This is a genomic window from Rhizobium sp. Nf11,1 (assembly GCF_050587665.1).
GTDB lineage: Bacteria > Pseudomonadota > Alphaproteobacteria > Rhizobiales > Rhizobiaceae > Rhizobium.
The window spans coordinates 243774-265807 of sequence record NZ_JBOBHU010000001.1 but is presented as its reverse complement, the minus strand read 5'-3'; the positions used below and the strand labels follow the sequence as shown (position 1 = coordinate 265807).

General features: G+C 61.4%; 20 protein-coding genes. 6 read left to right on the top strand and 14 right to left on the bottom strand.

Translation table 11 applies throughout. The annotated features are described in order from the left end of the window. Positions 1-45 precede the first annotated feature (45 nt). The 3 genes from ACQ7C1_RS01270 to ACQ7C1_RS01260 are packed head-to-tail and all read right to left on the bottom strand — an operon-like array spanning position 46 to position 2034. The gene (locus ACQ7C1_RS01270; protein WP_430957021.1) at positions 46-852 is read right to left on the bottom strand and encodes an anti-sigma factor family protein; all 807 of its coding nucleotides are present in this window, start codon (positions 850-852) and stop codon (positions 46-48) included. Then, positions 849-1454 carry an RNA polymerase sigma factor gene (locus tag ACQ7C1_RS01265; RefSeq protein WP_430957020.1) on the bottom strand — a complete coding sequence of 202 codons (606 nt, stop codon included), beginning with the start codon at positions 1452-1454 and terminating at the stop codon, positions 849-851. Before ACQ7C1_RS01265 ends, ACQ7C1_RS01270 begins: the two co-directional genes overlap by 4 nt. A 43-nt stretch (positions 1455-1497) precedes the next feature. After that, positions 1498-2034: a tetratricopeptide repeat protein gene (locus ACQ7C1_RS01260; RefSeq protein WP_430957019.1), complete on the bottom strand. Its 537-nt coding sequence runs from the start codon at positions 2032-2034 to the stop codon at positions 1498-1500. Between the two features lie 166 nt (positions 2035-2200). Between ACQ7C1_RS01260 and ACQ7C1_RS01255 the strand changes: the two genes are divergently transcribed. From ACQ7C1_RS01255 to ACQ7C1_RS01245, 3 genes are all read left to right on the top strand, one after another. Then, positions 2201-3253: a type III polyketide synthase gene (locus ACQ7C1_RS01255; protein WP_430957018.1), complete on the top strand. Its 1053-nt coding sequence runs from the start codon at positions 2201-2203 to the stop codon at positions 3251-3253. Beyond that, positions 3250-3753 (top strand): isoprenylcysteine carboxyl methyltransferase family protein, encoded by a 504-nt coding sequence (locus tag ACQ7C1_RS01250; RefSeq protein ID WP_430957017.1) that lies wholly within the window; start codon positions 3250-3252, stop codon positions 3751-3753. Before ACQ7C1_RS01255 ends, ACQ7C1_RS01250 begins: the two co-directional genes overlap by 4 nt. A gap of 72 nt (positions 3754-3825) precedes the next feature. Next, entirely contained in the window at positions 3826-5073 is a 1248-nt protein-coding gene (locus ACQ7C1_RS01245; RefSeq protein ID WP_430957016.1) for an NAD(P)/FAD-dependent oxidoreductase, read from the top strand. Here ACQ7C1_RS01245 and ACQ7C1_RS01240 read toward each other — a convergent pair. The 8 genes from ACQ7C1_RS01240 to ACQ7C1_RS01205 all read right to left on the bottom strand — a co-directional run bounded on the left by ACQ7C1_RS01240 (position 5063) and on the right by ACQ7C1_RS01205 (position 13713). Then, positions 5063-5602 (bottom strand): gluconokinase, encoded by a 540-nt coding sequence (locus tag ACQ7C1_RS01240; protein ID WP_430957015.1) that lies wholly within the window; start codon positions 5600-5602, stop codon positions 5063-5065. The two genes, ACQ7C1_RS01245 and ACQ7C1_RS01240, sit on opposite strands and share 11 nt — an antisense overlap. 27 nt (positions 5603-5629) lie before the next feature. Then, positions 5630-6583, bottom strand: coding sequence for a peptide ABC transporter ATP-binding protein (locus ACQ7C1_RS01235; protein ID WP_430957014.1), 954 nt, complete (start codon positions 6581-6583; stop codon positions 5630-5632). Further along, positions 6580-7596, bottom strand: coding sequence for an ABC transporter ATP-binding protein (locus tag ACQ7C1_RS01230; RefSeq protein ID WP_085777038.1), 1017 nt, complete (start codon positions 7594-7596; stop codon positions 6580-6582). The genes ACQ7C1_RS01235 and ACQ7C1_RS01230 overlap by 4 nt, the downstream gene beginning before the upstream one ends. Then, positions 7596-8486, bottom strand: a complete 891-nt coding sequence (locus ACQ7C1_RS01225; RefSeq protein WP_064800740.1) for an ABC transporter permease subunit — start codon at positions 8484-8486, stop codon at positions 7596-7598. Before ACQ7C1_RS01225 ends, ACQ7C1_RS01230 begins: the two co-directional genes overlap by 1 nt. Before the next feature lie 9 nt (positions 8487-8495). Continuing rightward, entirely contained in the window at positions 8496-9500 is a 1005-nt protein-coding gene (locus ACQ7C1_RS01220; protein ID WP_097598967.1) for an ABC transporter permease subunit, read from the bottom strand. 86 nt (positions 9501-9586) lie between these two features. Further along, the gene (locus tag ACQ7C1_RS01215) at positions 9587-11182 is read right to left on the bottom strand and encodes an ABC transporter substrate-binding protein (protein ID WP_430957013.1); all 1596 of its coding nucleotides are present in this window, start codon (positions 11180-11182) and stop codon (positions 9587-9589) included. A 333-nt stretch (positions 11183-11515) separates the two neighbouring features. Then, positions 11516-11998, bottom strand: coding sequence for an iron-responsive transcriptional regulator RirA (gene rirA, locus ACQ7C1_RS01210; RefSeq protein WP_430957012.1), 483 nt, complete (start codon positions 11996-11998; stop codon positions 11516-11518). Between the two features lie 218 nt (positions 11999-12216). Further along, the gene (locus tag ACQ7C1_RS01205) at positions 12217-13713 is read right to left on the bottom strand and encodes a CoA-acylating methylmalonate-semialdehyde dehydrogenase (protein WP_430957011.1); all 1497 of its coding nucleotides are present in this window, start codon (positions 13711-13713) and stop codon (positions 12217-12219) included. A 164-nt stretch (positions 13714-13877) separates the two neighbouring features. On the opposite strand from ACQ7C1_RS01205, the gene ACQ7C1_RS01200 reads away from it, so the two are divergent. After that, a complete protein-coding gene (locus tag ACQ7C1_RS01200; RefSeq protein ID WP_430957010.1) occupies positions 13878-14192 on the top strand; it encodes a putative quinol monooxygenase in 315 nt (104 codons plus the stop codon). Continuing rightward, positions 14189-15070, top strand: a complete 882-nt coding sequence (locus tag ACQ7C1_RS01195; RefSeq protein ID WP_430957009.1) for a LysR family transcriptional regulator — start codon at positions 14189-14191, stop codon at positions 15068-15070. The genes ACQ7C1_RS01200 and ACQ7C1_RS01195 overlap by 4 nt, the downstream gene beginning before the upstream one ends. Here the strand turns inward: ACQ7C1_RS01195 and ACQ7C1_RS01190 are convergent. Beyond that, positions 15067-15234: a hypothetical protein gene (locus ACQ7C1_RS01190; RefSeq protein WP_430957008.1), complete on the bottom strand. Its 168-nt coding sequence runs from the start codon at positions 15232-15234 to the stop codon at positions 15067-15069. The genes ACQ7C1_RS01195 and ACQ7C1_RS01190 overlap by 4 nt on opposite strands. 37 nt (positions 15235-15271) lie before the next feature. After that, positions 15272-15709 (bottom strand): DUF4174 domain-containing protein, encoded by a 438-nt coding sequence (locus tag ACQ7C1_RS01185; protein ID WP_430957007.1) that lies wholly within the window; start codon positions 15707-15709, stop codon positions 15272-15274. 280 nt (positions 15710-15989) lie between these two features. Between ACQ7C1_RS01185 and ACQ7C1_RS01180 the strand changes: the two genes are divergently transcribed. Then, complete coding sequence (locus ACQ7C1_RS01180) at positions 15990-16151, top strand: transposase (protein WP_430957006.1); 162 nt, start codon at positions 15990-15992, stop codon at positions 16149-16151. Between the two features lie 1048 nt (positions 16152-17199). Here ACQ7C1_RS01180 and traA read toward each other — a convergent pair. Next, positions 17200-21816: a Ti-type conjugative transfer relaxase TraA gene (gene traA, locus ACQ7C1_RS01175; RefSeq protein ID WP_430957005.1), complete on the bottom strand. Its 4617-nt coding sequence runs from the start codon at positions 21814-21816 to the stop codon at positions 17200-17202. Between the last annotated feature and the right edge of the window lie 218 nt (positions 21817-22034).

Below are 22034 nucleotides of genomic sequence, written 5' to 3'. Positions count from 1 at the left end.
GTAGGCGACTTCAAGTTCGTGACACTTTGAAGCCGCTAGCCCTGCTCAAGATTCGACAGCCACCCTCCCCCGCACCCCGTCCGCCATCCCCGTCATCCGGTCCGCCGCAGCATGCCCGATCAGCATAAAGGCATGTGTCGCGTTCGACCAGTAGACGACATTCATTCGCTTGCGGTTTTCAAGGTCCGGCGCCTTCGGCCCCGCGTCGGATTTCACGATGCAGAGCGCCATCGGCCCGGTCTCGGGATCGAGATAGGCGATCTGGGCGAGCGGCTTGCCGTCATATTGCAGCAGCAGGGCGCGTTTGAAATCGACCCCAGTGAGCGAGACGGCTTCAGGGGAGAGCGACAGGCCGAGCTTCTCGTCGAGACTGGCGAGCTGGGCGGCCTGGTCCTGCCTGCCGGGCACGGGGCCCGCAAGCGTTTCGGCGGTATAGAGCGAGATATAGTCGGCGACCACGGCGCGCCATTCGCTGTTTTCGTCCTTTGCCGAAAAACCACTGCCGATGCCGATGACGGCGCGGTCAATGGCGATGCCGGCCACAAGCGAGGCGGCGAGCGCACCCAGGAAGCGACGGCGAGTGGGCGCGGGCGCAGCGACCGATCTTGCGTTCTCATGCGCAGGAATGGCGGCGAGCATCGCCTCCAGTTTTTCGCGCGGGGCTTCGGTGAGCAGCGGAGCAAAGGCCGGCTCGAACGGCAGGCTGGCGCGGGCCAGGAAATCCAATCGTTCGGCGACGCTCTCATCTTCCTTGACGATGGCTTCGATGCGGGCTCTCTCTTCCGTCGTCAGCTCGCCGTCGATGAAGGCTGTGAGATCCTCGTCGGAGGGAATGGTGTGTTTCGTGCTCATGGGCGTCCCCCTGCCTGTCCGGCGCCGGAGAGCCTGGCGCGGGCGGCCGCCAGCCGGCTCATCACGGTCCCGATCGGAATATCCAATATGCCTGCAACCTCGCGATAGGATAGTCCTTCTACGTAGGCGAGGAAAACCGCCGTGCGTTGCGCCTCGGGCAACGCATTTACCTGCTTCAGCACCTGCCCCGCCATCACATGCGTTTCAGTCTCGTGCGCGCCGTCGAAGGTCAGCGCCTCGCCGGCGTCGACGAAACCTTGGCCCTGGCGCACCCGGCGCGAGCGGATCTCGTTCAGCCAGATCGAATGCAGGATCGAAAACAGCCAGCGGTCGAGCCGGGTGCCGGGAACGAACTGGCCGGCGCGCTCGAGCGCGCGAAGGCAGGTCGCCTGCACCAGATCGTCGGCGACATCGCGCTGATGCGAGAGAACGAGACCATAACGCCAGAGCCTGGCCAGGTTTTCCGTCAGACCGCTCCTGATATCCGCTTCGCTCGCGATGACCGCCTCCGCCAATCCTGCATCCCTTGGAACCGCCTGATGAACAGGCGATTCCATTCTCGCGCGACTATAGGCAGGAATTGTAGCGTGCGCGACCGACATTCGGATATCCTTTCCCGGCTCCATTCCCGCTAGTGGCCTAAGCTCAGATCTTCGATGGGTCGAGGATGACAGCGTTCAGATCCTGATATTCCTCGCAAGCCGTGCCGCAGATCGCCTTGATCGTGTTCAATTGCTCCTTTGCGAGATCGAGCCGGCCCTTGATGACATAGGCTTCGCCGAGATATTCACGGACCTTGGCGTATTGCGGATCGATTTTCACCGATTGCAGGTAGTAGGAGATGCCTTCGTCGGTGCGCCCGAGCTTGCGGGTGGCGTAACCGCGATAGTTCAGCACCTCGGCGCTGTTCTGGTCCTTGACCGTATCGAGCATGGCAAGCGCCTCTTCATAACGGCCGGCCTTGGCCAGCGAATAGGCATAGTCGGTACGGTTCTCGTCCGAGACATTGGCGCTCTGCTGCTTGACGCATTTCTTGGTCTTCTGGTCGTAGATCTCGCCCTTCTTGCAGGTCGGCATCGTGCTGTTGTCGTTGCCGACAGCAAAGACCGGGCCGGAGAAGAGCGAAGCGGCAAGGCAGCCGCCAAGAAGGACGGAAGCGATACGGGCTGTCATGATCGTCATGGAAAAACTCCTCGAAAGTGGCGTTGCGGGGAGAGAACACCGCTGCCCCGGGCTTTATTCGCCGGCCTCTCTATTTTCTCCATCACTGCTTCGTGAAGTCCAAAGCCGAATAAATCATCGGGACCGGGTGTTTTCAGCATTGCGCCGGAACGACAAGGAGAATTCCGTGACCGATACCGTCAGTCTCGTCAGCCTCGCCACCGCCACGCCCGAACATGTCATCTTCCAAAACCAGGCGGCCGAAGCCTCGGCCCGGCTGTTTGCCGACCGCTACGAGGATTTCCATCATCTAGCCCGCGTCTTCGACAGCGCCGGTATCAACAAGCGCCATGCCGCGCGGCCGCTTGCCTGGTTCGACGAAACGCATGGCTGGCAGGACCGCATGCAGGCCTACGGAGAGGTGGCAGGCGCCCTTTTCGTCGAGGCGGCCAGCGCGGCGCTTCGCCGGGCCGATCTCGGCGCCTGTCATGTCGACTGTATCGTCACGGTCTCTTCCACCGGTTTTACGACGCCGAGCCTTGATGCGCAGCTTAGTCGCAGCATGGGCTTCAGGGCGGATATCGAGCGTGTGCCGGTCTTCGGCCTCGGCTGCGCCGCCGGCGTCTCGGGTTTTGCGATCGCGGCGAGGCTGGCACGGAGCCGCCCGGGCGCCGTCGTACTTTTCGTCTCGATCGAGCTTTGCACGCTCGCCTTCCGGCTGGACGAGCTGACGCGGCCGAACATCATCGCGACAGCGCTTTTCGCCGACGGCGCGGCCGCCTGCGTGCTCCGCGCCGGCGAAGGCGGACTGGCCGAGGTGGAATCAACAGGCGAGCACCTCTTCCCGGATACGCTCGATATCATGGGCTGGAAGATCGACGATGGCGGCTTCGGCATTGTGCTGGCGCAATCATTGCCGCCCTTCGCCGAACGGGAACTCGCCCCGGCGGTGGCGGCCATTCTGGCGCGAAACGGGCTGAGACCAGCAGATATCGACCGCTTCATCTGCCATCCCGGCGGTATGAAGGTGCTGGCTGCGATGGAGAGCGCGCTTTCACTGACACCTGGCACGCTCGATCACGAACGGGCCGTACTTGCCGAATATGGTAACATGTCCTCACCGACCGTGCTGTTCGTGCTGGAGCGGGCAATCCGCGCCGGGCTGCCGGACCGGGCGGCGATGGTCGCCATGGGACCAGGTTTTTCGGCAAGCTGTGTGACGCTGCGGAGGGCGGCGTGATGTGGCCGTCGATCGCGCTCCTGACATTCGTGACGCTACAGCGGTTGGGCGAGCTCATGCTCGCCCGGCGCAACACCGCTGCCCTTCTCGTCAGAGGCGGCAGGGAAGTCGCCCCGGAGCATTATCCCGTCATGGTGGCGCTGCATGCCGCCTGGATCATCGGCCTTTGGCTGCTGGCGCCGGGTAGACAGGTTCAACCCTTCTGGTTTCTGCTGTTCATCGGACTACAGGGGCTGCGGCTCTGGGTGCTGGCAACGCTGAAGGACCGCTGGACGACACGCATCATCGTCCTGCCCGGCGCGCCGCTGGTGAAATCGGGACCCTATCGCCTCCTCCGGCATCCGAACTATGCGATCGTCATCGGCGAGATCGCCGCTCTTCCCGTTGCCTTCGGCCTGCCCGCCTATGCGATCGTCTTCTCGCTTTTCAATGCCGCCATCCTGCATGTGCGCGTGAAGGCCGAAAATGCCGCACTGGAAAGCGCAATGATTTTGAAATGAATGCGATTTTTCGTTTGCGCAGCGGAATCGGCGGAGGCATTTTCAACCGGTAACAATGCGGAATGCAGGGGAATGATGAAGAACGCAATCGTGCTCGGCGCCGGTATCGTCGGGGTGTCCACCGCAATACATCTTCAGCGGCGCGGCCGGCAGGTGACGCTGATCGACCGCAAGGATCCGGGCAGCGAGACCTCCTTCGGCAATGCCGGCCTGATCCAGCGCGAAGGGGTTGCGCCTTACGGCTTCCCCCAGCAGCTCGGCCTGTTGCTGCGTTATGCACTGAACAACGAAATCGATGCCCATTATCATCTCAGTGCCCTGCCTAGCCAGCTCGCCTTCCTTGCCCGTTACTGGTGGAATTCGAATGCCCGGCGCCACGCGGTCATCACACGGGCCTACGCGCCGCTAATCGAAAACTCGGTTGCCGAGCACAAGGACCTGATCGAGGCCTCGCAGGCACAGGCGCTGATCCGCAAGGACGGTTGGATAAAAATCTTCCGGACGGAGGCGATGCGCGACGAGGCCCTCGCCGAGGCCGCGCTTTGGCAGAGCGAATTCGGCGTGACCTATGATAACCTGACGTCGGCCGATATCGCCCGCATGGAACCCGATATTACCGTCCCTTTTGCCGGCGGTATCCGCTGGCGCGATCCCTGGTCGGTGCTCGATCCGCATGCGCTGACAGCAGCCTATCGCCGCTATTTCGAAAGCCTTGGCGGACGCTTCGTCACGGGCGATGCCGCTTCGCTCGGCCAGTTCGGCAGTGGCTGGAAGATCATGACCAGCGAGGGCCCGCTCGAAGCGGACGACGCGGTCCTGGCGCTCGGCCCCTGGGCAGCCGTCGCGACGCGCCGGCTCGGTTATTCCTTTCCCCTCGGCGTCAAGCGCGGCTATCACATGCATTATGCCGCCAAGGGCAATGCCATGCTCAACAACTGGATCCTCGATGCCGAGCGGGGCTATTTGCTGGCGCCGATGAACCGCGGCATCCGCCTGACGACCGGGGCGGAGTTCGCAAGGCTCGACGCACCGAAGACGCCGGTGCAGCTCGACCGGGCGGAAGCCGTGGCGCGTACGATCTTCCCGCTCGGAGGCAGGCTCGATCCCGAACCATGGATGGGCGCGCGCCCCTGCACGCCGGACATGATGCCTGTCATCGGCAAGGCGCCGCGCCATCAGGGCCTATGGTTCGCCTTCGGACACGCCCATCATGGGCTGACGCTCGGGCCGGTGACCGGCCGCGTGCTTGCGGAACTCATCACCGGCGAGACGCCGTTCATCGATATTTCGGCCTACTCGCCGCAGCGCTTCAGGCCATAACACCCAGGGTGGAGAGACCCCTGAGGGCCGTTGCCGCAATGCCTTCGATGGTGTCGCCGATATCGACGGTGACGACACCGGGCTCGCCTGTCGGCACCTCGAGTGTCGCCAGCTGACTTTCGAGCAGCGAAACCGGCATGAAATGCCCCTTGCGCTCGCCCATGCGCTTCGTCAGCAGCGCCTTCGATCCTTCGAGGTAGACGAAGAGCAGATTGCCGCCGGCAGCAGCCCTCAGCCTGTCACGATAGATGCGCTTCAGCGCCGAACAGGAGACGATGATGCCTTCTCCTTTGTCCAGCGAAGCCTGCATGCGTTTGCCGATCAGGTCGAGCCACGGCATCCGGTCCTCATCAGTCAACGGAATGCCCTCCGACATCTTCTCCACATTGGAAGCCGGATGAAGCGCATCACCTTCAACGAAGTGGAGGTGCAAGGCCTCGGCGAGTTTCTCGCCGACCGAGGACTTACCGCAGCCGCTGACCCCCATGACGATGATCGCATGAGGTTTGTTGATCCGATCGTCCTGCATGTTTCCTCTCAAACGGCGGTTTCCCGCTCAATCGAGCGGGAAATGACAGGCATATTGTTGTGCGCCTTCTCCACTTAATTCGGGAGAAACCTGGCGACAATAGTCCTGCGCCTTCCAGCAGCGCGGGTTGAAGTGGCAGCCGGACGGCGGCTTCAGCGGCGACGGCAGTTCGCCCTGCAGCCGGATGCGGGTCTTCTCGCGCTCGGGGTCGGCGATCGGGGTCGCCGACAGCAGGGCGGCCGTATAGGGATGGCGCGGCCGGGCGAAGACTTCGGCGGCGGGACCGGTTTCGATCGGGCGACCCAGATACATCACCATTATCTCGTCGGCGATGTGGTGGACCACCGAGAGGCCATGCGAGATGAAGAGGTAGGCAAGGCCCATCTCCTTCTGCAGGTCCATAAGCAAGTTCAGCACCTGCGCCTGGATCGACAGATCAAGGGCCGAAACTGGCTCGTCGAGCACCAGAACCTTCGGCCGCAGCATCAACGCGCGGGCAATGGCGATGCGCTGGCGCTGGCCGCCGGAGAACATATGAGGGTAGCGGCCGTGATGCTCCGGGCGCAGGCCGACACGGGCCATCATCTCCTCCACTTTGCGGCGGCGGGCGCTGGCATCGAGATCGGTGTTGATCTTCAGCGGTTCTTCCAGGATCGCACCGACCTTCTGGCGCGGGTTGAGCGAGCCGTAGGGATTCTGGAAGACGATCTGCACCTGGCTGCGCAGGCTGCGGTCGCCGACCCGCGCCGGCTTGCCGTCGATCAGCAACTCGCCGGCCGTCGGATCCTCGATCATCGTGACCAGACGGGCAAGCGTCGACTTGCCGCAGCCGGATTCGCCGACGACGGCAAGGGTCTTGCCGGAATGGAGGCTGAAGCTGACGCCGTTCAGCGCCTTGACCGTGGCGTCGGCTTTGAAGAGACCGCGGTTGACGGTGTAGAAACGGGCGAGATCCCTGCCCTCGAGAACAGCGCCCGTCATACCAGGTCTCCTGCAGTTTCAACGCGCATGACGCCGGGATGGCCCAGCGGCTTGCCGTCCTTCAGTGGATAGTTGCACAGCGCCCGTCCGAGTTCAGGCCCCTGGCGCACAACACCGCGCTCGCATTCGACCGTGGCATAGCCGCAGCGGGGAGCGAACAGACAGCCCGTCGGGCGGCCATGCTGGCCGGGAACGACGCCGGCGATCGAGGGAAGGCGCTGGCCGACTTCGGCGCGCTCCGGCAATGCGGCAAGCAGGGCTGCCGTATAGGGGTGGTGTGGATCTCGGAACAGCGCCTTCACCGGCTGCTCCTCGACCTTCTGACCGGCATATTGCACCTGCACGCGCTCGGCGGTTTCGGCGACGACACCCATGTCGTGAGTGATCAGCACCAGCGCCATACCCTGCTCCTTCTGCAGGCGCACGAGCAGATCGAGGATCTGCGCCTGGATCGTCACGTCGAGTGCGGTCGTCGGCTCGTCGGCGATCAGGAGCTTCGGATTGCAGGCGAGCGCCATGGCGATCATGACGCGCTGGCTCATGCCGCCCGACATCTGATGCGGGAAGTTCGACAGGCGGTCTTCGGGGGCTGGAATGCCGACGAGGCTCAAGAGTTCGATCGAACGTTCGCGGCGCTCTTTCCGGTTGAGACCCATATGGACGCGCAGGGTCTCGCCGAGCTGGAAACCGACGGTGAAGCACGGGTTCAGGCTCGACATCGGCTCCTGGAAGATCATCGCCATCTCCTTGCCGACGATCCGGCGGCGTTGGCGGCCGGAGATGCCGCGCAGATCCTTGCCGTCGAACTGCATGCGGTCGGCGGTGATCCTCGCCGTCCACGGCAGGAGCCCCATCAGGGCCAGCATGGCGACGGATTTGCCCGAACCTGATTCGCCGACGACCGAGAGGATCTCGCCCTTGTCGCAGGTGAGCGATACGCCGTCGACGGCGCGGAAAAGACCTGAAGACGTCTGGAATTCGACAGTGAGATTTTCGATTTCGAGGAGCGGCATCACGACCTCTTCAGTTTGGGGTCAAGCGCATCACGCAGGCCGTCGCCCATCAGGTTGATGGCAAGAACGGTGATGAGGATTGCAAGACCCGGGAAAGTCACGACCCACCAGGCGCGCGAGATGAACTCACGGGACTCGGCAAGCATGGTGCCCCATTCGGGTGTCGGCGGCTGGGCGCCCATGCCGAGAAAGCCGAGGGCGGCGGCATCGAGGATCGCCGCCGAGAAGGCAAGTGTGGCCTGAACGATCAGGGGGCCGAGACAGTTCGGCAGGATCGTCTTGAACATCAAGCGGAGCGTGCCCGCGCCGGCGACGCGCGAGGCGATCACATATTCCTTCTCACGCTCGGAAATGACCGAGGCGCGGGTCAGCCGCACGAAATGCGGCTGGTTGACCAGCGAAATCGCGATCATCGCATTGGTAAGGCCGGGACCCAGGACCGCCACCAGCACGAGCGCGAGCAGCAGCGACGGGAAGGCCAGGATGATGTCCATCAGGCGCATGATGGCGGTATCGATCCGGCCGCGGAAATAGCCGGCGACGAGGCCGATCAGGACACCACATATGACCGAAAGTGTGACGACCACGACGCCGATGAAGAGTGAGAAGCGCGCGCCGTAGATCAGCCGCGATAGGATATCGCGGCCGACGGCATCCGTTCCGAGCGGAAAGGAGGCGTGGCCTCCTTCCATCCAGGCCGGCACTGCCAAGAGCACTTCACGATTCTGCTCGTTCGGCGCATGCGGCGCAAAAACCGGTGCAAAGATCGCAACGACGAGGATGATGACGAAAACAACGAGGCCGATGACGGCGCCCTTGTTGCGGGAAAAATAATGCCAGAATTCCGCAAGAGCGGATGGCTGGCCGGTTTTGACGGTGACCGTGCTCATGGACCGCTCCTAGTGACGAATGCGCGGATTGATGAAGCCGTAGAGGACGTCAACAACCAGATTGACCAGCATGATGACGCCGGCGATCAGGAGAAGGCCGCCCTGGACCACCGCGTAATCACGCTTGAACACCGAATCGACCATCCATTTGCCGATGCCCGGCCAGGAGAAGATCGTCTCGGTGAGAATGGCGCCTGCAAGAAGGACACCGATCTGCAGGCCAATCGTGGTGATGACGGGGATCATTGCATTGCGCAGTGCATGCACGCCGACGACGCGCAGCGGCTTCAAACCTTTCGAGCGTGCGGTGCGGACATAGTCCTCGCCGAGAACCTCGAGCATGGCCGAGCGCGTCTGGCGGGCGATGACGGCGAGCGGGATGGTCGCCAGCACGATGGTCGGCAGAATGAGATAGCTGACGGCCGAAGCAAAGGCCCCTTTCTGACCTGACAGCAGGCTGTCGATCAGCATGAAGCCGGTCACCGGCTTGAAGAAATACATCAGCGAAATGCGGCCCGATACCGGGGTCCAGCCGAGATAGCCGGAGAAGAAGATGATGAGCAGCAGACCCCACCAGAAAATCGGCATGGAATAACCGACGAGGGCGACACCCATCACGCTTTGATCGAACCACGTGCCTCGCTTGACGGCCGCAAAGACGCCGGCGGGCACGCCAAGACAGACCGCAAGGATGATGGCGCAGAAGGACAGTTCCAGTGTTGCCGGAAACAATGTCAGGAATTCGCCGAGAACGGGCCGCTTGGTGACGATCGAGGTGCCGAGATCGCCCTGCAGCACTTTTCCGAGATAGTCGAAATACTGCATATACATGGGCCGGTCGAAACCGAGATCGTGCATGATCTGGGCGTGCCGCTCCGGCGCCATCACGCGTTCGCCCGAGAGCAGCATGACGGGATCTCCGGGCAGCAGGCGGATGAACGAGAAGGCAATCAGGGAAACGCCGAGAAATGTCGGGATCAGCACCGCAAGGCGGCCGATAAAAAAACGCAACATGGCAGATGTCCAATAGTTTCCGGCGGTCAGGAGGTCCTGACCGCCGGCTGCGCCCAGCTATGCCGGGCATTCTTACATTATTCTTGTTATTCGGATACGTCGACGCCGTCGAAACGGTGAATGCCGAGCGGGTCCATCTTGAAGCCCGAGACCTTCTTGCTCATCGGAACGAAGACGAGCGAATGGTCGAGGGTTGCCCAGGGGGCTTCCTTCTTGAAGATCAGCTGCGCCTGCTCATAGGCCTTTGTGCGCTCGCCGACATCGGCCGTCAGCTTCGCCTTGGTCATGAGGTCGTCGTATTCCTTGTTGCACCACTGAGCGCGGTTGTTGCCGCCGACGGCATCGCAGCCGAGCAGCGTATCCATAAAGTTGTCGGGGTCGCCATTGTCGCCGGTCCAGCCGAGAATGACGGCGCCGTCGCGCTTCACGTCTGAGGAGAGCTTCAGATACTCGGCCCATTCATGCGTGACGATCTCGACCTTGACGCCGATCTTGGCGAAGTCGGCCTGGATCAGTTCGGCAGCGCGGCGCGCATTCAGCATGTAGGGGCGCGATACCGGCATCGCCCAGACCTTCATGCTGAGATCCTTGACGCCGGCCTCGGCCAGAGCCTTCTTGGCTGCGTCCGGATCGTACTTCTCGTCCTGAACGGCGTCGTTATAAGACCACATGGTCGGCGGGATCGGGTTCTTGGCAACGGTGGCCGCACCCTGGAAGACCGCGTCGACGATCGCCTGCTTGTTGATCGCCGAATTCAGCGCGCGGCGGACTTCCGGCTTGTCGAAGGGCGCCATCTGCGTGTTGTAGGCAAGGTAGCTGACGTTGAGGCCGGGCTGCTCCAGGACGGTCAGATTTCCGTCCTTCTTCAGCTCGGGAACATCGGCGGCATTCGGATAAGGGATCAGGTGGCACTCGCCGGCCTTCAGCTTCTGAGCGCGCACGGCAGCGTCAGAGGTGATCGCGAAAACCAGATCGTCGATCTTTTCCTTGCCCTTGAAATAGGTTTCGTTCGCCTTGTAGCGGATGACGGCATCCGGCTGGTAGGCGACGAAGGTGTAAGGGCCGGTGCCGAGCGGCTGCTGGTTCAGCTGCGCCATCTTGCCGTCGGCGGCAAGCTTGTCGGCATATTCCTTGGACATGATGGAAGCGAAGTCCATGGCGAGGTCGGCCAGGAACGGCGCTTCGGGATGGTTGAGCGTGAACTTTACTGTAAGGTCATCGACCTTCTCGACCGACTTAATCAGTTCCGGGAAGCCCATGCCGGCAGCGTATTCGTAAGAACCGCCCTCGACATACTTGTTCCACGGATTGTCGGACTTCAGCTGGCGCTCGAAGGAGAACACGACGTCGTCGGCGTTGAAATCGCGCGTGGGGGTGAAGAAGTCGGTAGTCTGGAACTTGACGCCGGGATGAAGCTTGAAGGTGTATTCCTTGCCGTCGTCCGAAACGCTCCAGCTGTCGGCCAAACCAGGTTCGATCTCGGTGCCGCCATGCTTGAATTCGACGAGGCGGCTGTAGACGGTGCGCGAGGACGCGTCGAAGGTCGTGCCTGCCGTATAGAGGCTCGGGTCGAAGCCTTCCGGCGAACCCTCGGAGCAATAAACAAGGGTCTTGGACCAGGCGGACGTCGCCATGACCGAAATCAGGGCCGTCGCTGCCAGCATGACAGAGATCTTTTTCATAATATTGTTTCCCGGTTGTTCTTTTTTGATGTCTGGAGACCCGTAGGCATCCCGATCGACGGTCGATGGAACGACATTTATCTACTGAAAGCAACGGCCTACGGAGAAAATTTTTCCAGCTGGACAATTTTAGAAATTTTTGGTCAAAAATCAGCCTTATTCGGAAATATTCGGACAAAAATGTCCGGGATTTCGTCGCATTTTGGATAACTGCGCCCTCTCAGCAGCGCATGTTGGACATTTCAGCACCCTTATGCGCAAGCGGACGGCGCAAACAAAAACCGCGATCGCCGAGGCAACCGCGGTTTCATAAGTCAGACCTGTTTCTTGAAATCAGGCGGCGGGGGCAACGGCCGCCGGCTTGCGGTAGTGCTGCTCGCCGGTAATTCCCAGCAGGAAATTGATCTGAGGACGGGCTTTGACGAGGTCGTCGATCGAATATTCCGAAAGCACGCCGAAGAAGGCGTTCAACGCCTTGCGCAGCGCCGAGTTCAAGCCACAGCTGTCGACCAGCGGGCATTCGACCATGCCGTCGTCTTCGAAGCATTCGGCCATGGCGAAACTGTCTTCCGTGACCCGCACGACGTCGAAGAGCGTGATTTCGGCCGCCGGTTTGCCCAAACGCACGCCGCCGTTACGGCCGCGCACGGTTTCGACCAGACCCGCCTTGTTCAGCGGCTGCAGGATCTTGAAAAGAAAGAGTTCGGAAACCCCGTAGGCCTTGGCAATTTCCGGAATCCGGCTCAGCTGCCCTTCGTTGGCAGCACAATACATCAACATGCGAACCGCATAGTTGGTCTGCTTCGTCAACCGCATGCCGATCTCCTGACTCGTGCCTGTTCAGACGTATATAGGCGGTTTGGCAGTTTTGAACAATTCCAAAATATGAAATTTGCATTCAGCTTATGAGGCCATTTGCCGCGACGTCAATCCTGCTCCGCGATCGTCTGGTTATAAGCCGGAATGGCCTGCCAACGCTCAAATGAAACGGGGGCCGAAAGGCCCCCGCATTGCAGATCGATCTGTCGCGCAGATCACTTCATCGTCGGCATGACGAATTCGGCGCCGCTCTTGATGCCGGAGGGCCAGCGTGCGGTAACGGTCTTGGTCTTCGTCCAGAACTTGATCGAATCCGTGCCGTGCTGGTTGAGGTCGCCGAAGCTCGAGGCCTTCCAGCCGCCGAAGGAGTGGTAGGCGAGCGGAACCGGGATCGGAACGTTGATGCCGATCATGCCGATATTGATGCGTGAGGCAAAATCGCGGGCAGCGTCGCCGTCGCGGGTATAGATTGCGACGCCGTTGCCATATTCGTGCTTCATCGGCAGCGACAGCGCTTCCTCATAGTTCTGGGCGCGAACGACGGAAAGGACAGGTCCGAAGATCTCGGTCTTGTAGATGTCCATCTCAGGCGTGACGTGATCGAACAGGCAGCCGCCGACGAAATAGCCGTCTTCATAACCCTGGAGCTTGAAATCGCGGCCGTCGACGACGAGCTTGGCACCCTCCTCGATGCCGCGGTCGATCAGGCCGCGAACACGGTTATAGGCGTCCTTGGTGACGAGCGGGCCCATGTCGGCCTTCTCGTCGGTGTAGGGGCCGATGCGCAGCGACTCGATCTTCGGCGTCAGCTTCTCGACGAGGCGGTTGGCGGTTTCTTCACCGACTGGAACGGCAACCGAGATCGCCATGCAGCGCTCGCCGGCCGAACCATAGCCTGCGCCCATCAGCGCGTTGACGGCCTGATCCATATCGGCGTCAGGCATGATGATCATGTGGTTCTTGGCGCCGCCGAAGCACTGGGCACGCTTGCCGTTCATGGCTGCCGTACCGTAGACGTAGCGGGCGATCGGCGTGGAGCCGACGAAGGAAACGGCGCCGATATCAGGATCGGTGAGGATGGCGTCCACCGCACCCTTGTCGCCGTTGACAACGTTGAGGATGCCGGCCGGCAGACCGGCTTCGATCATCAGTTCGGCAAGACGGATCGGCAAGGAGGGATCACGCTCGGAAGGCTTCAGGATGAAGGCATTCCCGCAGGCGATCGCCGGCGCAAACATCCACATCGGGATCATGCCGGGGAAGTTGAAAGGCGTGATGCCGGCGCCGATGCCGACCGGCTGGCGGATCGAATACATGTCGATCGCCGGACCCGCGCCCTCGGTGAATTCGCCCTTGGCGAGATGCGGGATGCCGCATACGAATTCACAGACTTCGAGGCCACGAACGACGTCGCCCTTGGCATCCTCGATCGTCTTGCCGTGTTCTTTCGAAATCAATTCGGCAAGTTCGTCCATATGCCTGTTCAGGAGCTCGACGAATTTGAAGAAGACGCGAGCGCGGCGCTGCGGGTTGGTGGCAGCCCATTTCGGCTGTGCGGCCTTGGCGTTTTCGACGGCGGCGCGAAGCTCCTCGACGCTGGCGAGGGCGACGGTCGCCTGCACTTCGCCGGTCGCCGGATTGTAGACGTTGCTGACGCGGCCGCTGGTGCCGGCGACCTGCTTGCCGCCGATGAAATGTCCGATCTCACGCATGAGTGTTCCTCCTGTTTGGATGGCCTATAATCGCACTTCAATTTGCACAAATCAACGCGTTGATATAAGCAACTGTTGTGCGCGTTTTATAGTTCCGAGGCAGGCGCTGCCGCTCCCGAACTTGGCGCGTCCTGCGGACAAGTCAAACTCTGAAAGGTCGACCGATGATCCAAAATCCTGTCGTGCGAATGGCGGAGCTGGAGATCGTCGCACAGAGGCTTGAGGCCTATCGCGCATTGCTTGCGGAGGAAATCGAGGCTTCGGTCGCGTTGGAAGAGGGCGTTCTTTCACTCAGCGCCGTTTCCATCCGCGAGGCTCCAAACCACATTCGTATTCTCGAGGTCTACGCCAGCCAGGCGGCCTATGAGGCGCATCTGCGGACACCGCATTTCCTCAAATACAAGAAGGAGACGGCCGGCATGGTGATGTCGCTGACGCTTGTCGATGTCGATCCGATTGTAATGCGGGCCAAGCGATGAACTGGGATGACGTTCGCATTTTCCTGGCCGTCGCCAGAACCGGACAGATCCTTGCCGCTTCGAAGCGCCTGGGGCTCAACCACGCCACGCTTTCGCGCCGGCTGACGTCGCTCGAAGACGCGCTGAAGACGCGGCTCTTCGTGCGCCGCACGAATGGCTGCGAGCTGACGGCCGAAGGCGGCATCTTCCTTAATGCCGCCGAGCGAATGGAAACCGAAATGCTCGCGGCGCAGGCCAATCTCGGCCACACCGATACGGCGATCGCCGGGACGGTGCGCGTCGGCGCGCCGGATGGTTTCGGCGTGTCCTTTCTGGCGCCCCGCATGGGCAGGCTGATCGAGCGCCACCCGGAGCTGAAGATCCAGCTCGTGCCGGTGCCGCGCTCCTTCTCGCTGTCGCAGCGTGAGGCCGATATCGCCATCACGCTGGAACGTCCCGAACAGGGGCGGCTCGTCTCCTCCAAGCTGACGGATTATACGCTCGGACTCTACGCCTCGCGCCACTACCTCGCCTCACACGGCAGACCTGGCGATGTCGATGCACTGAAGGCGCATCCGCGCATCGGTTATGTCGAAGACCTGATCTTCACCGCCTCGCTGAATTTCTCCGGCGAGGTGATGCGCAGTTGGGATGCAAGCTTCGAAATCTCGACGGCGATTGGCCAGACGGAGGCGGTGCGGTCAGGTGCCGGCATCGGTATCCTGCACGATTATATCGCCCGGCAATATCCGGAACTCGAGCGCATCCTGCCTGAGGTTTCAATCCGGCGCGCCTACTGGACGACCTATCATGAGACGGCGCGTGACCTCGTGCGCGTCCGCAGCGTCGTCGACTTCCTACAGGAACTCGTTGGCGCCGAGCGCCACATATTCCTCTAAGTCGCAGAGACCTTCTTGGCCGGCTCGTCGTTCTCATCAGGGTTGGGAACAGGCACTTCGTCGGGAAGCCTGTCCGGCTCCGGCTCCTTGATCGGCGGCACCGGCTTCCAGCCGGGTGCCGGCATTGGCGGCTGATCGGGAATGGGTTCGTTGGGCACGGACATGACCGCCTCCCTTTTATGTTTGCGATGTTCGTCGGGACTATTTGTCCGACTTCAGCGTCTCGGCAGCGCGCATCGGCATGCTGTCGATAATGGCGAAGAGCTCGCCACTGATGATCGGCTCGCTGACCTTGAGTTTGACAGTTCCGTCCTTGCCGACAAGGAAGGCGGCGAATTCACCCGTCTCCGGCGCATCGAGATCGCGGCGGATCGTTTCGCCGTCGAGGCCATCGGCAGCGTCGAAAAGCGCCCGCACCTTGCCGCCCGAGACCTTCAGCACCACCATATCGCGCTCATCGAGCGCGCTGCGGTCGGCCAGCAGCTGGTTTTCCTGGCGCGCCGCGCGGGAATTGCCCCTGTCGGCGAAAAGAATGAACACACGGTTCTTCCACTGGAAGGCAGCCAAGCTTTCGATCGGCGAATAGGCGCCGTTCGTCTCGTCGATCTTGGTCGCGCCGTAGAGCAGGGTTTTCCACATGCGTATTCTCCCGTCAGCTTGGAGAACGGCGCCGGATGGCACAGGTTCCATCCGCACGACGGGGATATAATTTTCATTCTGATGGCGGGGCGGTGTTACGGCTGAGTGGAATTTTGAACCTCGTCGAGTTTCTTGAGCGGCCCCAGGTAGATCAGTTCAACACTGCCTCTTGGAGGTCAGGCAGTAACATCCATGCTGTAGTGGATGCCCTCGGGCTGCCAGTTCGTTACCATCTCGGCCCAGGAAAGCAGAACGATATGGGTCTGGTCTGCGATCTCGTTTGGAGACTACCCGCTCATTCCTCCGCGACGCCGCTGCAAGCATCAGCATCGCTTGCAAGCAGCGCTGGGGCGTCGAGAGTTTCTTCGCAAAGCTCAAACAATGGCGTCGCCTCGCCATACGCTATGACAAACTCGCAACCAATTTCATCGGCTTCGTCTAGCCGGCTCATGCCTCATGCTTTGGCTCGAATTAATGACATTTCAGCCTGAGGCATCCAAAATCCAATCGGTCTCGCCGCATCTAGACCTTCGAATCCCTGTCTGCTCTTATGCTTTAACAACATAATTTGGAGGCACAGTTGGCCAGCAATCTGTGGGATACTGAGCATGACATCATCTCCCGCGCGAATTCGTGGGCTTCGATAAACACTCTGTATTTGTTGATGGATAAGGGCCTTATTTCGCGGGAAGACGCCGCCGGTGTTCTCACTAAGACTGCTAATCAGGTTCGCGAAGGTTCCGAGGATGGGCCACATTCGGAACTAGGCGAACAAGTATCGCGAAGATTTGAGGCAATGGCTGCTTGGTGTTTAAGTTATAGCCCGAGCAGCTAATCGCGGAGGGGTACTGCCGAATCCGATCACGCAATCTAACCGTGTTCGCAAAACGTGTACGGCGCATTGTCGACGCATTCGCCTCTTCTGGCTACAAGCTGACGCATGAACGATTCAAACGAACAGCACAAAAGAGACGACCGGCCAGCTAAGCCGCCGCTTCCCAACGGTGAGAAATTTTTCGATCCCTGGGAAGAAGAATTTCGACGAGCGTACAAGTCGGACGACAAGACGTTCGAGTATTGAAGCGAAAAGGCGGGCAGAGCCCGTCACGGCTAATACGGCAAGGAGGCGTGTATCTGTTATTCAGTCCCCCGCCCGATCCAGCATCATCGCGGTACGCCTTCGACGGTGATGCAATTCTCGGCCTTGGGAGTCCTGGCCCGGTGAACAGACCAGGCCGAATTTCACGGGTTAGGCTGACATTTTGACCCGCGACCATACGCTCGCACTAACAGCCCCGACCTTCTGCCTGTAAGCGAATGCCCAGCGGGATGTTGGCGGCTCATAGGCGCCCGAGTGCACATCGTAGTCAAGGCCTTACGTGAACAACATCTCCCTGTGCTCAGAGGCGACGCCGGAGATATCCGAGCCAGCTAGTTATTCCTGGTACAATGCCCGCTTTCCCGCGACAATAGCCGTACGGTTAAAAGGCTCAAAGACCAATCCCTCTGTGCGTCGTACGCTTCCGCCGTTCGGCGAGGATCTGTTGACTGCTTTGCGCACGCACTGCCTGCTGCAGGACCTTCAACCTCTCCTGCATCGCCGCAAAGGCGTGGCGCTGCGCGTCTGGCACATGGTTGATGAGATCCTTGTCGCCGCGGATGATAGCATTGCGCCCGAAGCGCTGGTCGAGCGCCTTGCTGACGTGGTCGAACTCCCGGCGGATGTTCGCATCGAGTGGTGCAGTCCCGATGCCCCGGTTGCGATCATTCTTCCGCGCGTCCGCGGTCAGACGCATGAGCGCCTCTTCCGCCACCTTCGACAGGCCGGGAATAGCAACCGCCATGCGCCGGCGCTCGTCGATGATGCCCTGGCGCTCCGCATCGAAGAGATTGGCATAGGCAGAGCCGAGAGAACGCAGGCGCGCGGCTGCCTCGGGCACGGCCTGCACCGCCTCTTTCCGCTCCCGACCGAAAGCCAGCATCTTGTCCATCAGACGATCCGAACCGCGCAACGCGCCATAAGCAGCCGGATCATTGGTCACAGCGGCAGCGATGCGCTCGGCGGCGAACCCTTTGACAATCAGTTCCTCGATCTTGCCGACGGCTCCGGCCGGATCGCGCCAGATCGTCCTTGCCGTGTTGGCCAGTGCCGCACGCTGCTGACGGTAAAGAGGAGCGGAGAGAGTTCGCGATCGCGCCTCATCGTCGATCGGTATCTTGAACTCGGTGACAGCGGCAAGCATGGGCAGCACGCTCACATTCTCCTTTCCTCCCCCCTTGTCTTGCTTCGGGTCCGGAACGGCACTGGCTGCCGCGACGATCTTCGAGCGGTCCTGACGTTCGGCCAGATGCTGCGCCTCGGCAAAACGTTTGACGGCTTCGAACAGGTGGATCAGCTTCTCGCGCTCGCCGGCCATCAGAGCTTCCGGCATGCGCTCGGCGACCGCATCCGCCTTTGCGGTGAAGGCACTCCAACCGAAGCGCGCAGACAGCGCCTCGCTGACCGCCTTGATCTCCTGCACGACCGTGCGGTCCTTCGCGGCAAGCGCAAAGGCGGTCTTATAAGCATCGTCCCCGCCCCTGTTGCGCACCGCCTCGATCTCCATGAGACGCGCCATGGCGCCTTCGGAGAGTGCCGGGACCGACAATGACATATGCGCGCGACGCGCCTGCTCACGGATCTCGAACCGTTCGGCGCTCCTGCGGAACTCGCTCGCATGGGCGCGGGCCAAGGGAAGCAATTCCGTCACAGCCGCCAAGGCGACAATACGCTCCTCACGCGCCGCGCGTCCGTCGACGATGAGCTCAGAGCCACGCAGGCGGCCAAGCCGATCGGCGCTCGCGGCAAGATCGTCGGCGAGCCTGCGGGGTTCGGTGCCGGCATCTGAAGCAAGCGCATTCAGGGCGACAAGTGCGCCATCCGGATCACGATAGATCTTCTCCAGCACCGGTCGCAGGAGGGTTTCCCGATCCTTCCACGCCGGCGATGACAATTGCGCCAGGCGCGCATCCTCGTTGAGGCTTCTGGCGAAGTCGCTGGTCGGCGGGATCAGATAATGGGCTTTGCCGGCGTTTGCGCCTGGCATGGGGTGGGATTCAGTTCGCTCGTCGCTATAGGAGACGCGCCGTTCCCGCTCGATCGCAAAGCCGAGCGCCATGCTTGCCCGCTCCCAGAGCTTTTCCACCTGCTCCCGCTTTGCGGCAATCCACGCAAAGCGCCGCGCGATGTCCCCCTCAATCTCGGCCGCAGCCAGCGAGAGATACTCGAACCCGCGGCGGCGGGCGAAGTCTTGCGCATGAGCCCGATAGCCGGCCTCGCTTTCAAAATCGAGCGTCGTCGTCTTGGCGCCGGAGCGCGACAGCCGCTCAACGAGTTGCTTGAACAGATCCGGCCGATGACGTTCCCGCTCGATGCGGTCCTGGCGCGCTTCAGCGGTTTCGATCTGCCTGGCCGTCCAGACGTTGCGGTCGACCTCCCGCTCCTGGTAACGCTTCTGACCGGTCTCTTCATCGACGACGGCAATCTGGACCTTCACCCGTTCCACGCCGTCCTTGCGCAGCGTGACGGTGTCGCCTTCAGAGAGGCCACCCTCCTCGAGCGCCTTCGGCAGGCTGACGCCCCACAGCCGATGGATATTGCCATCGTCGGTCCTGACATCGGCATAGGGGGTGTCGTCGGCATGCTCGTCATCAGGCCGGAACTTCGCTTCTCCGGTTTCGACAAGCTCGCCGGTCACACCGGCGGCATGATCGACACGCGGCTTGCGCCCCCATTCCGGTCTTGGCTCAAAATCCTCTTTGGCTGCATAAAGATCGACGCGATCGCGATGCCTCGTCATCGCCACATAGGTCAGGTGTTGGTCCATCATGCCGGTCGCAAGCACCAAGGTGCGCTCGACGGTGGTGCCCTGGGCTTTGTGGATCGTTGCGGCATAGCCGTGATCGACATTGCGATAGCTGTCTTCGCTGAAGACGACTTTATGGCCGTTGTCGAGACGAACCGACATCAGCGCTTCACCGCGTTTATCGCCGGTGGAGATGACCGTGCCGAGCATGCCGTTCTTGACGTATTGCGGACCATAACTCCTGGCCCGCGGCTCGAGAAAGCGGGCGTTCTCCAGGAAGATGATGCGGTCGCCGACGGCGAATTCCCGCGCCCCGCGTGCCGTCTGGAAGGTGCGGCTGTCGGAAAGCGCACCATCGCCGGCCATCACCGCACGCAGCGCCTCGTTCAGCTTGCGGACATCATCATTGGTGTGGGCAAGCACGAGCAGTTCGTCCCCGCGAAGATTGCCATCCCTGCCCTCAGAAACGGATCGGCCGATTGCCTCTCTGCGCGCCTGGCTCCAGTCGCCAACAATCCGCTCGATCGTTTCCGCGCGCGTGCCCGCCTCGGCAAGGTGACCATGCCGGGCATAAGCGTCGAGACCTTTCTCGATCTCGCCGCGGGCAAAGAGCCGCGAGGCCTCACGCGCCCATTCTTCATGCTGGCGGCGCACGCCGGCAAGCTCGGCAAAACCGATGCGTTCGCTGATCGCCCGAAAGGCGGCCCCCGCCTGGATCGGCTGTAGCTGCATGGCGTCGCCGACGAGAACGACTTTGGCGCCCGCCGCCTCGACGATGTCAAGCACACGGGCCATCTGCTGCGACGACACCATGCCGGCTTCATCGATGACGAGCACATCACCGCGGTGGAGCGTGTCGCGCCCATTGGCCCAGGCCAGTTCCCAGGCGGCGAGCGTTCGTGACTTGATGCCGGAACTGTCTTCCAGGCCCTCCGCTGCTTTCCCGGCAAGGGCTGCACCGATCACCTGCCGGCCCTCGCTTTCCCAGGCCACCCGTGCTGCCGCCAGCAGCGTCGACTTGCCGGCGCCGGCAAGGCCGACAACAGCCGCTATGCCGCTGTCGCCGGTGACATGGCGGATGGCATCGACCTGTTCCGCATCGAGCTTGAACGGCTTTTGTGGATCGCCGGTCTCGACGCGCTCGATCGCCGCATCGACCTGCCGAGCCGATACCCCAAAGCCTGCTTGCTCCGAAAGAACCCGAGCCGAACGCGCCATGTCGTATTCGATGCGCAGCATCGCCCGTGTGGTGAAGACGGCCGGGGCTGCGACCTTAAGCGTTTCTCCGTCGAACTCTTGCGACTTCAGCATCACAAGTTCATCCGACGCCATCAGCCGGGCGCGGATATTGGCGAAGTCTGCCGGATCGTCGACATATCGATGCAGCGCCTTGGCGATATCCTTCTCGTCGAAGGTCGAGCGCTCATTGCCGAGCTGCTTCAGCAAAAGCTCAGGCTCTGCCAGCAGCCGGTCGGCCATCTCCTGACGCCGGGCGAGATCGGCCGGTGCGAAATAGAGCTCCCTCCTCTTTCGCGCCAATGCCGCCTTCTCCGGCCCAAGATGTTTTTGCGCGATGCCGTCCAACCCCTGTTCGGCATAGGAACGACCGTCGAGCCGGATCTCATGACCGGCGAGCGCCAGGTGCCGGTTGGCCGTTTCAGCCCAGGCGATCTTCCAGGCCTTCAAGGTTTCCTTGTCGCCCGCCCAGCGCTCATAGACGATCTTGCGGGTTTTTTTGCGACGTAATGGCTCGCCATTTTCGCCCAAAACGGGAGAGTTTTTTGGACCAAAGCCATCTTCGGACAACGCCCGCAATGTGGTCATTATATGGATGTGTGGGTTGCCCTCCTTGTCGTGATAGGCCCAATCGGCGACAATTCCCGTCGAGGTAAGAGTGTCCCGCACAAATTCGCGCACCAACGCGATGTTCTCCACCCTCGTCAGTTCCTCCGGCAGAGCGATGATCAGCTCGCGGGCGAGTCTCGCGTTCGACTTCGTCTCGAAGGCCTCGACGGAATTCCACAGTGCCTCGCTGGCCCAGGCAACTGACTTGCCGTCGACCCTCTCGTGCAGCCAAGCGGGGATCTGCTCCGGAAGCGCCAGTTCCTCATGCACCAGCTCTGGACCACCGCCCCGATAGCTGAAAGATCTGCCCACTTGGTGATCCGTCATCCGTGTGCGATGGCGATAGGCGGCGGCCGCGACGACGCTGCGTCCTGAACCCCTGCTGATCACCTGCGCCCTGACAAACATGATCGCCAATGATATCTCCCCACCCTTGAAAATCGCTACCGGAAACAGACTGGACGCAAGGCTACCGCCACGTCCAGAATGTGTTTCGAGACGGCTTTTGCAGCGTGTGATTTAGGTCATGAGAACTTAAGCGATTTTACTGTCTATTTCAAGTTAGTATAACAGGCGAGTTTTTGAAATGCCTGTTATAAGCTCCTCTAGAGCGAGGCACCCAGTGACCCACGCAT

Coding starts and splice junctions, on each gene's coding strand:
- ACQ7C1_RS01235 (WP_430957014.1), bottom strand. CDS start 6,583: ATGACGGGCGCTGTTCTCGAGGGCAGGGATCTCGCCCGTTTCTACACC.
- ACQ7C1_RS01215 (WP_430957013.1), bottom strand. CDS start 11,182: ATGAAAAAGATCTCTGTCATGCTGGCAGCGACGGCCCTGATTTCGGTC.
- ACQ7C1_RS01225 (WP_064800740.1), bottom strand. CDS start 8,486: ATGAGCACGGTCACCGTCAAAACCGGCCAGCCATCCGCTCTTGCGGAA.
- ACQ7C1_RS01270 (WP_430957021.1), bottom strand. CDS start 852: ATGAGCACGAAACACACCATTCCCTCCGACGAGGATCTCACAGCCTTC.
- ACQ7C1_RS01200 (WP_430957010.1), top strand. CDS start 13,878: ATGATCCAAAATCCTGTCGTGCGAATGGCGGAGCTGGAGATCGTCGCA.
- ACQ7C1_RS01260 (WP_430957019.1), bottom strand. CDS start 2,034: ATGACGATCATGACAGCCCGTATCGCTTCCGTCCTTCTTGGCGGCTGC.
- ACQ7C1_RS01240 (WP_430957015.1), bottom strand. CDS start 5,602: ATGCAGGACGATCGGATCAACAAACCTCATGCGATCATCGTCATGGGG.
- ACQ7C1_RS01245 (WP_430957016.1), top strand. CDS start 3,826: ATGATGAAGAACGCAATCGTGCTCGGCGCCGGTATCGTCGGGGTGTCC.
- ACQ7C1_RS01195 (WP_430957009.1), top strand. CDS start 14,189: ATGAACTGGGATGACGTTCGCATTTTCCTGGCCGTCGCCAGAACCGGA.
- ACQ7C1_RS01230 (WP_085777038.1), bottom strand. CDS start 7,596: ATGCCGCTCCTCGAAATCGAAAATCTCACTGTCGAATTCCAGACGTCT.
- ACQ7C1_RS01220 (WP_097598967.1), bottom strand. CDS start 9,500: ATGTTGCGTTTTTTTATCGGCCGCCTTGCGGTGCTGATCCCGACATTT.
- rirA (WP_430957012.1), bottom strand. CDS start 11,998: ATGCGGTTGACGAAGCAGACCAACTATGCGGTTCGCATGTTGATGTAT.
- ACQ7C1_RS01205 (WP_430957011.1), bottom strand. CDS start 13,713: ATGCGTGAGATCGGACATTTCATCGGCGGCAAGCAGGTCGCCGGCACC.
- ACQ7C1_RS01265 (WP_430957020.1), bottom strand. CDS start 1,454: ATGTCGGTCGCGCACGCTACAATTCCTGCCTATAGTCGCGCGAGAATG.
- ACQ7C1_RS01190 (WP_430957008.1), bottom strand. CDS start 15,234: ATGTCCGTGCCCAACGAACCCATTCCCGATCAGCCGCCAATGCCGGCA.
- ACQ7C1_RS01185 (WP_430957007.1), bottom strand. CDS start 15,709: ATGTGGAAAACCCTGCTCTACGGCGCGACCAAGATCGACGAGACGAAC.